The organism is uncultured Aquabacterium sp., assembly GCF_913773725.1.
Classification (GTDB): Bacteria; Pseudomonadota; Gammaproteobacteria; order Burkholderiales; family Burkholderiaceae_C; genus Aquabacterium.
The window spans coordinates 1-11,910 of record NZ_CAJYGK010000102.1; the positions used below are offsets into that span (position 1 = coordinate 1).

Annotated in this window: 9 protein-coding genes; 4 read left to right on the forward strand and 5 right to left on the reverse strand. The window is 65.6% G+C overall.

Going from position 1 to position 11,910, the window contains the following annotated elements; genetic code table 11:
* The 4 genes from rpoD to hemH form a co-directional block, all read left to right on the forward strand.
* Positions 1-1,202 (forward strand): RNA polymerase sigma factor RpoD (rpoD, locus tag QZ709_RS12615; RefSeq protein WP_294637651.1); only part of this gene is annotated, 1,202 nt, incomplete at its 5' end.
* Between the two features lie 152 nt (positions 1,203-1,354).
* On the forward strand, positions 1,355-2,290 hold the full coding sequence (locus QZ709_RS12620; RefSeq protein WP_294637652.1) for an adenylate/guanylate cyclase domain-containing protein: 936 nt from the start codon (positions 1,355-1,357) through the stop codon (positions 2,288-2,290).
* A gap of 68 nt (positions 2,291-2,358) precedes the next feature.
* A complete protein-coding gene (locus QZ709_RS12625; protein ID WP_294637653.1) occupies positions 2,359-5,997 on the forward strand; it encodes a PAS domain S-box protein in 3,639 nt (1,212 codons plus the stop codon).
* The gene (gene hemH, locus QZ709_RS12630; RefSeq protein ID WP_294637654.1) at positions 5,994-7,091 is read left to right on the forward strand and encodes a ferrochelatase; all 1,098 of its coding nucleotides are present in this window, start codon (positions 5,994-5,996) and stop codon (positions 7,089-7,091) included. Before QZ709_RS12625 ends, hemH begins: the two co-directional genes overlap by 4 nt.
* Before the next feature lie 12 nt (positions 7,092-7,103).
* Here hemH and rmuC read toward each other — a convergent pair whose 3' ends face one another.
* The 5 genes from rmuC to QZ709_RS12655 all read right to left on the reverse strand — a co-directional run bounded on the left by rmuC (position 7,104) and on the right by QZ709_RS12655 (position 11,517).
* Positions 7,104-8,414: a DNA recombination protein RmuC gene (rmuC, locus tag QZ709_RS12635; RefSeq protein ID WP_294637655.1), complete on the reverse strand. Its 1,311-nt coding sequence runs from the start codon at positions 8,412-8,414 to the stop codon at positions 7,104-7,106.
* 192 nt (positions 8,415-8,606) lie between these two features.
* Positions 8,607-9,251 carry a CoA transferase subunit B gene (locus QZ709_RS12640; protein ID WP_294637656.1) on the reverse strand — a complete coding sequence of 215 codons (645 nt, stop codon included), beginning with the start codon at positions 9,249-9,251 and terminating at the stop codon, positions 8,607-8,609.
* Positions 9,252-9,254: 3 nt separating this feature from the next.
* Complete coding sequence (locus QZ709_RS12645; protein ID WP_294637657.1) at positions 9,255-9,965, reverse strand: CoA transferase subunit A; 711 nt, start codon at positions 9,963-9,965, stop codon at positions 9,255-9,257.
* A 205-nt stretch (positions 9,966-10,170) separates the two neighbouring features.
* Positions 10,171-10,641, reverse strand: a complete 471-nt coding sequence (locus QZ709_RS12650) for a thioesterase family protein (RefSeq protein ID WP_294637658.1) — start codon at positions 10,639-10,641, stop codon at positions 10,171-10,173.
* Between the two features lie 90 nt (positions 10,642-10,731).
* Positions 10,732-11,517 (reverse strand): SDR family oxidoreductase, encoded by a 786-nt coding sequence (locus QZ709_RS12655; protein ID WP_294637659.1) that lies wholly within the window; start codon positions 11,515-11,517, stop codon positions 10,732-10,734.
* Between the last annotated feature and the right edge of the window lie 393 nt (positions 11,518-11,910).

The window sequence follows — 11,910 nt, forward strand, 5'->3', positions numbered from 1 at the left end:
ACCAGGCGCTGGCCAAGTTCGACTCCCTGCGCGCCAACTTCGAGAAGATGGCGAAGTCCTTCGAGAAGGACGGCTACAAGTCTGCCCCGTACAACAAGGCCCAGGAAGCCATCAGCCAGGAGCTGATGACCATCCGCTTCACGGTCAAGATCATCGAACGCCTGTGCGACGTGCTGCGCGCCCAGGTCGACGACATCCGCCGCTATGAGCGTGAACTGCGCAAGATCGTGGTCGACAAGTGCGGCATGCCGCAGGAGCACTTCATCAAGGTGTTCCCCCCCAACATGCTGAACCTCGACTGGGCGGTGCAGGAATCGCAAGCCGGCAAGAACCACAGCGCAGTGATGGGTCGTCAGCTGCCGGCCATTCAGGAACTGCAGCAGAAGCTGATCGACCTGCAGGCCAAGGCCGTCGTGCCCATCGAAGACCTGAAGTCGATCAACAAGCGCATGAACGAGGGCGAAAAGGCCTCGCGCGATGCCAAGAAGGAAATGATCGAGGCCAACCTGCGTCTGGTGATCTCGATTGCGAAGAAGTACACCAACCGCGGCCTGCAGTTCCTGGACCTGATCCAGGAAGGCAACATCGGCCTGATGAAGGCGGTCGACAAGTTCGAATACCGCCGCGGCTACAAGTTCTCGACCTACGCCACGTGGTGGATCCGTCAGGCCATCACGCGCTCGATCGCGGACCAGGCCCGCACCATCCGCATCCCGGTTCACATGATCGAAACGATCAACAAGATGAACCGCATCTCGCGTCAGCACCTGCAGGAATTCGGCTTCGAACCCGATGCACCGACGCTGGCCGCCAAGATGGAGATGCCGGAGGACAAGATCCGCAAGATCATGAAGATCGCCAAGGAGCCGATCTCGATGGAAACGCCCATCGGGGACGACGACGACAGCCACCTGGGCGACTTCATCGAGGACACCAACAACACCGCGCCGATCGAAGCCGCCATGCAGGCCGGCCTGCGCGATGTGGTCAAGGACATCCTCGACAGCCTCACCCCGCGCGAAGCCAAGGTGCTGCGCATGCGCTTCGGCATCGAGATGTCGACCGACCACACGCTGGAAGAGGTCGGCAAGCAGTTCGACGTCACCCGCGAACGCATTCGCCAGATCGAGGCGAAGGCCATCCGCAAGCTCAAGCACCCGTCTCGTTCAGACAAGCTCCGCACCTACCTGGACAACCTTTGATGAAGCGCAGGACTGCCGCGTGAGCGGCAGCTTGGCTGCGGTTTTCCCGCGACGCGACCCGGCTCTCAGGCCGGGTTTTTCGTTGCTGGGTCGCATAATGCCGCCTGAGTCAGCACCACACCGACAGCCGGATCGCACCGCCCATCAACGCCATGGATTCCACCCGGGATAGAGCCATTCTGTTTGCCGACCTGCGCGGCAGCACGGCCTTGTACCTGAAGCTGGGCAATTCGGAGGCGGCCACCGTGATCACGCACAGCCTGGCCATGCTTGGACAGATCATTGCCAAGGGCGGCGGACGCGTGGTCAAGACGCTTGGCGACGGCCTGATGGCCGCGTTCGACGACGCCGAGCGCGCCGTGGAAGCTGCAGCCAGCCTCCACGACTCCCTGGAACGCATCGTGCCGCTCAACGAAGGGCAGCGTGACAAGGCGCCGGCCATCAAATTGAAGGTGGCCCTGGCCTGGGGCGAGACGGTCGAAGTGGCCGGCGACTGCTTTGGCGATGCGGTCAACGTGGCCGCTCGGCTGCTGGATCTCGCGGGCGACAACGAAACCCTGACCACAGGTCAGCTGCTGCGTGAACTGCCCAGCGACCAGCAGGAGCGCTTCCGCAGCATCGACAAGCTTTACCTGCGCGGCCGCAAGGACCCGGTGCCCGTGTTGCGCATGGAAAGCCTGCGCTTCGGTGACACGGTGTCGACCATGATCATGGAAGGCCCGGAGACCGACATGCCAGACGGCATCCGGCTGATGTGGCTGTCCACCGAACGGGTCTTCTCCACGAGCAACATGCCCGTCGTCATCGGGCGCAGTCCGCAGGCCAGCTTCTGCGTGGGCGACTCGCGGGTGTCGCGCTCGCACGCACGCATCGAGTCCCACAGCGGGCATCTCTACCTCAGCGACCTGAGCTACAACGGCACCCATGTCCGATTCGACGGCGATGAACAGATGCTCACGCTGAGGCGTGGCACCTGCACACTGCACGGCAGCGGCGTGATCTGCCTTGGCGCGCCGCCCACCGACCCGACCAGCACCCAGATCCGATTCGACGTCCTTAGCTTTTCGGACACCCTGCCTCAGTACTGACGCGAAGGCACGGACACGCCGCAATGGGCTAGAGTGCTGTGGGGGTTTTTTCACGCCCGCACCCATCGATGTCCCATCCCCAGGCAGTTCCACTGGCCGAGACCACTCGGCTCCATCTGTTGAAAACCAGCGGCCTTCTGGAGGTCGGGCACGCCCTTGGCCCCGTGCTGGACGGTCTGTGCCGCCTCGCTGGCAAGGCCATGCACTGCCCCACCGTGGCAGTCACACTGATCGATCAACACCAGGTCTGGTTCGTCGGGCGCCACGGCCTCGCGCTGAGGCAGACGCCGCGCGCAGCATTGCCATGCGGTGCTCTGACAGCAAGCAGTGGAGAGCAGTGGCTCGAGTCCCTGTCGGATGCCGCAGACTTCGCCGAGCTGACGTCGCTGCACGGATGGCGCGCCTATGCCAGCATCCCGGTGTCGGTCGACGGGATGGTGATGGGCTCTGTGTGCGCGATGGACCGGGTACCGCGCGCGTGGTCAACATCCGACCGCGCCACCTTGCTCGATCTGGCCGCTTCGGTCACCGCCCATGTCCAGGCCCATGTCGGGGAAGGCCGTGCGCGCCTGATGGAGGCCCGTTTCCGCATGGCGAGCCTGGCCGGACAGGACTGGCTCTGGGAGACCGACTCACGAGGCACCATCCAGTGGGTCTCCGCGTCGCTGGTTCAGCACACCGGGCTGGATCCGGCCAGCGAGATCGGGCTGCGCGTCGAACACCTGTACCAACCGCGAGAAGACGACACGCAGGGGTCATGGCAACGGCTGCAGGAAGCCATCTTGCGGCGCGCGCCGTTCACCGACGCCATTGCCGACCGCGTCACCCCGCGGGGACGCATCACCGTCAGCATCAGTGGGACCCCCTACTTCGACACGGATGGCCGTTTCCGAGGCTACCGCGGTGCCAGCCGCGACGTGACTCGCCAGATAGCGGCCGAGCAACAGGCGCGGAGCGCCGACATCCTGTTGCGCTCGGCCATCGAGTCGCTGGAGGTCGGCGTGATGATCAGCTCGCCGCAGGGGCGCATCGAACTGGCCAACACCCGCTGGCGGCGCAACGTGTCGCCGGCCTGGCAGGCAGAGGACCCGGACTGGCCTAACACGATCCGGCGGCTGTGGCGTCTGGGGGCCTATCCCGAGTGGCAACACGACGAGGGCGCCTGCGTTGCCTGGCGGCTCAGCCTGGCTGACACGCCACACGCGGTGGAGGTGAACTTCCGTGACCGATGGCTGCTGGTGCGGGATCAGCGGCTGGCCGATGGGCGCGTGGTGCACTTCGCCATGGACATCTCCGAGCACAAGCGCAATGCCGAGATGCTGAAGGAAAAGCAGCAGGCCCTGCTGGAGACAGAGGCCCGACTGTCTGCGGTTCTGGAAGCGCTGCCCGACCTGTGGCTGGTGTTCGACGAGCAGGGACGCTATGTTGATGCGCACGCCAGCCACCCCATGCTGCTGCGCCCCTTCGAGGAGTTGCGAGGACGGCCGATCGACACCGCCCTGCCTCCCGAGCTTGCGGCGCTCCTGCGTGGGGCCATGCACGAGGCCCGGCGCACCAGCCAGGCCCAGGTCGTCGAATACGACGTGACCACGCCCGATGGCGTGCTGCGGCGCTTTGAGGCACGCATGAATCCCATGCCCAACGGTCAGATGCTGTTCCTGGCGCGCGACATCACCGAGCGCCAGGTCGCCGCCGACAAGTTGCGCGTGAGCGAGGAACTCTACCGATCCGTCGCAGACGCCATCAGCGACGGGCTGATGATCTGCGACGTACAGGGGCGCATCGTTGCCTTCAACCCGGCTGCCAGCCGCATCACCGGCATCAGCCAGGACGATGCGCGTGCACTCCAGTCGATCGCGGATCTTCCCTTGACCGTGCTGGCCGATGACCTGGAAACCGTCCTGCCGTTCCAGGTCTGGCCCATGGCCGAGGTGGTAAGCCAGGGCGCCAGAATCATCGACCGGGAAATGCCCGTTCGACGGCGTGATGGTCAGGTCCTGTGGCTGCGGCTGAACCTGCACGCGCTCAAGGTCGACACCTTGGCTACCCCCTTTGCCGTGATGTTCACTTTCCGCGACATCACCGAGGAGCGGCGCGCCGTGCAGGAACTGGCATCCAGCGAAGAGCGATGGAAGTTCGCCCTGGACGGTGCCGGAGACGGTGTGTGGGACTGGGACATCCGGGCACGGCGCCTGTATTTCTCTTCGCAATGGAAGCACCTGATCGGCTGCGAGGACGACGACATCCAGGATGAGTTGACCCTGCTGCTGGACCGCATCCATCCCGACGACCTTCCCCGCGTGCAGGAGGCTTTCTCCCGTTATCTGACTCACGGCGATGGGGTCTACAAGAACGAGTTCCGGATGCGCCACAAGCAGGGCCACGACGTCTGGATCCTCTCAAGGGGCAAGGTGGTGAGTCGCGGGCCGGACGGCAGCCCCACCCGCCTGGTCGGTACGCACTCCGACATCACTCTCTTCAAGCAAGCCGAACGCGCCATGCGTGACAAGCACGCGGCGGAAGCGGCCAGCGCGGCCAAGAGCGAGTTTCTGTCCCGAATGAGCCACGAAATCCGCACCCCGCTCAATGCCGTCCAGGGGTTTGCGCAGTTACTGGGCTTGCAGCTGCGGCAGTCGGGGGCGCCCGAAGCACCCCGGACCTACGTGCGCCAGATCCTGCACGCCAGCCAGCACCTCATGGGACTGGTCAACGACGTGCTCGACCTGCAGCAGGTCGAAGCTGGCGTGCTGAGCTTGCGCAGCGAGCCGATTTCGCTGCGCGACGAGGTCTCGCAGTGCGCTGCCATGCTGATGCCCCTGGCCGCCCGTGAAGACGTGGTACTGCAGTGCGACATGCCCGCTGCATGGTGTGTTGTCGCCGATCCACAACGCCTGCGCCAAGTCGTGATGAACGTGGGGTCCAACGCCATCAAGTACAACCAGCGCGGCGGTCAGGTGTGCTTTTCGGTCGTTGAGCACGGAGCAGACCAGGTTGCGCTCAGGATTCAGGACACAGGGCCGGGCATGAGCGCGCCGCAGCTTGCGCGGCTTTTCCAGCCCTTCGAACGACTCGGCCGAGAAACCGGGGCCATCGAAGGTACGGGGCTCGGGCTTATCATCACCAGATCGCTGGTCGAAGCCATGGGGGGGCAGCTCGACATCACGAGCCAACCCGGCTGCGGCACCAGCGTGACCATCGTTCTCCCTCGGGCCCGGGATGCGGCCCGACCGGCCGCTCCGCCGCCGGCGACAGACAGCCTACCGGATATGCCTGAACTGGCCCAGCCTCAGCACGATGTTTCCGCCGCCGCCCCCGTGGCCCCGCTGCGCGTCATGTACGTCGAAGACAACCGCATCAACGCCATGCTGTTCGAAGAGGCGCTGCGTCCTTACGCAGACCTGGCTCTCTTCGTCGCCGAAGACGGGCCCATGGCGCTCGAGCTGGCGCGGGACGTCCAGCCTCAGGTGCTCGTGCTGGACGCCCACCTGCCCGGCATGTCCGGGTTCGAGGTGCTGCGCGCGCTGCGCCAGGTACCGGGTCTCGAATCTGCACCAGCCTACATGTGCTCGGCGGACGCCATGCCCGAAGACGTGGCCCGCGCCGAGGCTGCGGGCTTTACCGGCTACTGGACCAAGCCCATCAACATCGTCGAAGTGACCACAACGCTGCGCGACCTGGCCCGACAGCGCGACAATGGCACGCCATGAGCGTTGCCAAAGAACCCCCTTACACCCACGGCCAGCCCCCGCGCACGGGCGTCCTTCTCGTCAACCTCGGAACCCCCGAGTCGCCCACACCGTCGGCCCTCCGGCGCTACCTGGGCCAGTTCCTGAGCGACCCCCGGGTCGTCGAGATCCCAAGAGCGGTCTGGATGCCGATCCTGCACGGCATCATCCTGCGGGTGCGCCCCGCCAAGTCGGCCGCCAAGTACGCCAGCATCTGGACGCCAGAAGGGTCTCCGCTGCGGGTGTGGACCGAGAAACAGACGAAGCTGCTGCAGGGCTTTCTGGGCGAAGCCGGGCACCACGTGACGGTGCGGCACGCCATGCGCTACGGCCAGCCCTCGGTGGCCAGCCAGCTGGATGCGATGAAGGCCGAAGGCGTGACCCGCGTGCTCGTGGTGCCACTGTACCCACAGTACTCGGGTGCCACCACCGCCAGCGTGATGGACGAGGTGTTTGCCTGGGGCCGCCAGACGCGCCTGCTGCCCGAGCTGCGCCACGTCAACCACTTCCACGACGACCCGGCCTACATCGACGCCCTGGCCGCCAGCGTGCGAGCGCACTGGCACACCCACGGCCGGGGTGAGCGCCTGGTGATGAGCTTCCACGGCATGCCCGAGCGCACGCTGCATCTGGGAGACCCTTACCACTGTGAATGTCACAAGACCGGGCGCCTGCTGGCCGAAAAGCTGGGCCTGACGCAAGACCAGTACATCGTGACCTTCCAGAGCCGCTTCGGCCGCGCGAAGTGGCTGGAGCCCTACACCGAGCCCACCCTGATCAAACTGGCCAAGGACGGCGTGAAAAAGGTCGACGTCGTGTGCCCGGCTTTCGTGGCCGACTGCATCGAGACGCTGGAAGAAATCGCCATGGAAGGCAAGCAGGTCTTTCTGGGCAACGGGGGACAAGAACTGCAGTACATCCCCTGCTTGAACGACCGGCCCGACTGGATTCGGGCGCTCTCCGGCATCGTGCAGCAGCACCTGCAAGGCTGGCCGACGCGCCCGGAGCACCAGCCCTCGGCAGAGACGCTGGCCCTGCAGGCCGCACGGGCCAAGGCCATGGGCTGCCCGCGCTGACGCGCGGTCTCATCATTTCAGGGCGTCGGGCAGAGGCTCCGTGGCCATCGCCTGCGGGCCTGATGGGCGCCACAACTCGTCCGCGGCGGCCAGGCCGAGCCGCTCCTGGGTCTGCTCGTCAGGCAGGGACTCGACCTCCTTGAGGGCGCGGCCCATGACCCGCGTGCGGGTCTCGACCGACGAAATGCTGTTGCTGGCCTCTTCCAGCTTCTTCCGGGTGCGAGCCAGCACATCGCCGAACTTGCCGAACTCGGTCTTCACCGCCCCCAACACCTGCCACACCTCGGAAGAGCGCCGCTCAAGCGCCAAGGTGCGGAAGCCCATCTGCAGGCTGGTGAGCGTGGCCAGCAGCGTGGTGGGGCCGGCCAGCATCACACGCTGCTCGCGCTGCAGCGATTCCACCAGGCCGGGCCGGCGCAAAGCCTCGGCATACAGGCCTTCGGTGGGGAGAAAGAGGATGCCGAAATCGGCCGTGTAAGGCGCGGCCAGGTACTTCTCGCGGATGGTGCGCGCCTCCAGGCGCAGCCGCTGCTCGAGCGCCTTGCCAGCGGCCTCGACCCCGGCTGCGTCGGCCCGCTCATGGGCATCGAGCAGGCGCTCGTGGTCTTCGCGGGGGAATTTCGCGTCGATGGGCAGCCACAGTGGTGCGCTGCCTGCCCCGCCCTGCCCTGGCAGCCGGATGGCGAACTCGACCCGGGCACCGCTGCCCGGCACGGTCTCGACGTTGGCGGCGTACTGGTCGGGCGTGAACACCTGCTCCAGCAGTGCGGCGAGTTGCACCTCGCCGAACACCCCTCGGGTCTTGACGTTGCTGAGCACGCGACTGAGCGAGCCGACGTCACTGGCCAGGCGCTGCATTTCGCCCAAGCCCTTGTGCACCTGCTCCAGCCGCTCCGCCACCTCGCGGAAGCGCTCGCCCAGGCGCGCCTCCAACGTGGCGTGCAGCTTTTCATCGACCGTCTGGCGCATCTGCTCCAGCTTGCGCTCGTTGTCGGCCTGCAGCGATTGCAGGCGCTGCTCGACCGTCTGGTGCAGCCGGGCCATCTGTTCGTTGTGCGTGCGTGCGGTCTCGCCCTGCTGCTGCACCAGGGTCTGCTGCAGCTGACCCAGCGTCAGGCCGAGTTCCTGCCGCGTCAGGGCAGCAGTGCGCGCCACGTCGTCGCGCAGCGTGCGCTCAAGGGACTCGGCCACCCGGTGGTGGGCATCGGCCAGGTCATCCAGCCGCTGCTGCAAGGCCTCGGTCGGGTCGGGTTGCGGGCGCAGCACCAGCCACAGCAACACAAGCAGATTCACGGCCAGCAGGGCCCAGGTCAGCCAGTTCATCGGGGGATTGTCGCAGGCGGGGGGCTCAGGGGGTGAGCCTGGCGATCAAAGATTGACCCGCGGCCGGACCAGGGCCGAACGCCATGGGCTGGCCAGCGACAGCGGTGAACACCGCCATGGTGACAGGCAGCCGGAGCAGAAATGAAAAAGGCCGCCCCTTGGGGCGGCCTCTTCCGCTCAGACCATCCCGCTTCAAGCAGGCTGCAGCGCAAACTCCACATGTGCCCCGGTCTTGGTGCGGATCTCTTCCTCCGTCACCCCCGGCGCCAACTCCACGCACACAAAGCCCTTGGGCGTCACATCCAGCACGCACAGCTCGGTGATCACACGGTCCACCACGCCCACGCCCGTCAGCGGCAGCGTGCACTGCTGCAGCAGCTTGTGCTCGCCGTTCTTGGCGCTGTGCTCCATCAGCACCACCACACGCGCCACACCGGCCACCAGGTCCATGGCACCGCCCATGCCCTTGACCATCTTGCCCGGGATCATCCAGTTGGCCAGGTCGCCCTTGTCCGACACCTGCATGGCGCCCAGGATGGACAGGTTGATCTTGCCGCCGCGGATCATGGCAAAGCTCTCGTGGCTGCCGAAGATCGAACTGCCGGGCAGCGTCGTGACGGTCTGCTTGCCGGCGTTGATCAGGTCGGCATCGACCTCGCTCTCATCCGGGAAAGGGCCGATGCCCAGCATGCCGTTTTCGCTTTGCAGCCACACGTCGATGCCAGGCGCCACGTGGTTGGCCACCAGCGTCGGCAGGCCGATGCCCAGGTTCACGTAGAAGCCGTCCTGCAGTTCCTTGGCGGCGCGGGCGGCCATTTCGTCATGGGTCCAGGGCATGGCTCAGGCTCCCTTCGGGTTCTGTTGGGTGGTGCGCTTCTCGATGCGCTTTTCGGGCGTGGCATTCAGCACAATGCGGTGCACATAAATGCCAGGCAGGTGGATGGCATCCGGATCGAAGGTGCCGGTCTCGACAATCTCTTCCACTTCGACCACGGTGAGCTTGCCGGCCATGGCGGCAGCCGGGTTGAAGTTGCGTGCGGTGCGACGGAAGATCAGGTTGCCGCTCTTGTCGGCCTTCCACGCCTTGACCAGCGCCACATCGGGCACCAGGGCACGTTCCATCACATAGGTCTCACCGTCGAACTCGCGGGTTTCCTTGCCCTCGGCCACGATGGTGCCCACGCCCGTCTTGGTGAAGAAGGCCGGGATGCCGGCGCCACCGGCGCGCAGCTTCTCGGCCAGCGTACCTTGCGGGGTGAACTCCAACTCGAGTTCGCCGGCCAGGTATTGCCGCTCGAACTCCTTGTTCTCGCCCACGTAGCTGGAGATCATCTTCTTGATCTGCCGCGTGTTGAGCAGCTTGCCCAGACCGAACCCGTCGACCCCGGCGTTGTTCGAGATCACGGTCAGGTCCTTCACACCGGACGCCTGCAGGGCGTCGATCAGCGCTTCAGGGATGCCGCACAGGCCGAAGCCACCGACGGCCAGCAACTGACCATCTTTCACAATCCCAGCCAGCGCACTGGCGGCGTCGGGATAGACCTTGTTCATCCACACACTCCTTGGCAAAGGGGGTTGTCCGCTGCGGTGCAGCATGGAAAGCGTACACCGGATGACGGCTTGAAATCCACTGCCCACGCCATAAAAAAGGCGCTCCGTTTCGCAACGGGGCGCCTGACAGGAAGGGGTGCAGAGCCGGTGTGGCGCCGTGCAGACGGCCGCGCGTTGCCCCGCTTTACGCCACTGGCGGAATGACTTAACGCGGCGGCAGGGCTGGCGGTGGCTCGTTACCGGGCAAGGCAGGCGCCTGCCCCTCCAGCGCCCGGATGGGAGCCGGCAAAGGCAGCGGCCGACCGTCTTTCATGCTCACCCACACCAGCGTGGCACCACCCGCCGCATACGGGGCGCCTGGCTCGTCTTCGCGCTCGATCGTCACATAGGTGTCGATGCTGGTGCGCCCCGGCGACCCGACGTACAGCTTCACCACCACGTCGCCCGGGTAGACCAGCGGGCGATAGAAGTTGCAGAAGGTGTTGGCGATCACCGGGCCTTCGGTGTCGGATTGAACGGTGCCGCTGATGGCCTGGATCCAGGACACCCGGGCCTGCTCCATGTACCGGAAGTACACGGTGTTGTTGACATGCCCCAGCACGTCCATGTCCCCCCACAGGATGGGCAGACGCACTTCGTGGACAAGGATTTTGTGTTCTGGAATATCAAGGCGCATGGCTGATCACGGAAAGCGGCCCGAGGGCCGAGGTGCCATGGAGGTGCGGACGGCCCGGTCACCTTTCAAGGGGCGCCGAGCGACCGGGCGTCAGGCTGCGGCCATCCCGTCGTCTGCAGAGATGACGGCGCCGTTGATGAAATCGCTTTCCGCTGCGCACAGCATCACCAGCAACGCGTCGAGATCACGCGGCTGCCCCACGCGCTTGCGGGGCAGCATGTTGATCAGCTTCTGGCCCGACTCGGTCTGCCAGTGATGGTGGTTGATCTCGGTGTCGATGTAGCCCGGACAGATGGCGTTGGTGGTGATGCCGAACCGGCCCCACTCGGCGGCCATCACCTTGGTCATGTGGATCACGGCGGCCTTGCTCATGCAGTACACGCCGATTTGCGGCAGCGTACGCAGGCCCGCGGCCGAAGCGATGTTGACGATGCGCCCGCCGGTGTAGGTGCCTGGCGCAGACCCTTTGGCCCTCGCCAGCATGCGCTTGGCGACTTCCTGAGCCACGAAGAAGGCACCGCGGGTATTGGTGTCGAAGACATAGTCATAGCTGTCTTCGGTCACGTCGACCAGGCGTTCTGTCGTGCTGACCCCGGAGTTGTTGATCAGGATGTCGATGGGGCCGACTTCGGTCTCTGCGTGCGCCACCGCCGAGCGGATGCTCGACACGTCGGTCACGTCCAACCCGACAACGTGGGCATCGCCGCCATACGACTCGATCTCGGAGCGCAGCGTCTTGAGCCGTTCGACGCGCCGGCCGGCCAGCACCACGGCTGCGCCGGCTTTGGACAGGGTGTAAGCGAACTGGGTGCCCAGGCCGCTGGATGCGCCGGTGATCAGGGCCACACGGCCGGACAGGTCAAGGGTGTAACTCATGTAGGGCTCCTCGGTGCGGCGCCATGCGCACGGCCGGTTTGATGAACACAGACCTTAGCACGCACCGCCCCGGCGACGCGCCCCAGGCCGGGCCGCGTTGCATCCCCCACAGCAAGGCCTGAAATAAATCGAACGATCGTGCTTTTTCTGAGAGAATACGCGGCGACCGCATGGCGCCGTCCCCCTGTCGAGGAGTGTCACTAGAATCGCGGTCTGCCCCGAGTCCCCTTACAGACGTCCCACAGAAGGAACAACGATGACGCCCCAGGAAATCCTTGAGCAGTTCGGCCCGCGCGAGTCGATGGAATACGACGTCGTGATCGTCGGAGCCGGCCCGGCTGGTCTGTCGACGGCGATCAAGCTCAAGCAACTGGCCGAGAAGGCCGGCAAGGA

Bases quoted from the DNA above. Each gene is read 5' to 3' on its own strand.
- QZ709_RS12620 (WP_294637652.1), top strand. From the start codon at position 1,355: ATGGATTCCACCCGGGATAGAGCCATTCTGTTTGCCGACCTGCGCGGC.
- QZ709_RS12625 (WP_294637653.1), top strand. From the start codon at position 2,359: ATGTCCCATCCCCAGGCAGTTCCACTGGCCGAGACCACTCGGCTCCAT.
- hemH (WP_294637654.1), top strand. From the start codon at position 5,994: ATGAGCGTTGCCAAAGAACCCCCTTACACCCACGGCCAGCCCCCGCGC.
- rmuC (WP_294637655.1), bottom strand. From the start codon at position 8,414: ATGAACTGGCTGACCTGGGCCCTGCTGGCCGTGAATCTGCTTGTGTTG.
- QZ709_RS12640 (WP_294637656.1), bottom strand. From the start codon at position 9,251: ATGCCCTGGACCCATGACGAAATGGCCGCCCGCGCCGCCAAGGAACTG.
- QZ709_RS12645 (WP_294637657.1), bottom strand. From the start codon at position 9,965: ATGAACAAGGTCTATCCCGACGCCGCCAGTGCGCTGGCTGGGATTGTG.
- QZ709_RS12650 (WP_294637658.1), bottom strand. From the start codon at position 10,641: ATGCGCCTTGATATTCCAGAACACAAAATCCTTGTCCACGAAGTGCGT.
- QZ709_RS12655 (WP_294637659.1), bottom strand. From the start codon at position 11,517: ATGAGTTACACCCTTGACCTGTCCGGCCGTGTGGCCCTGATCACCGGC.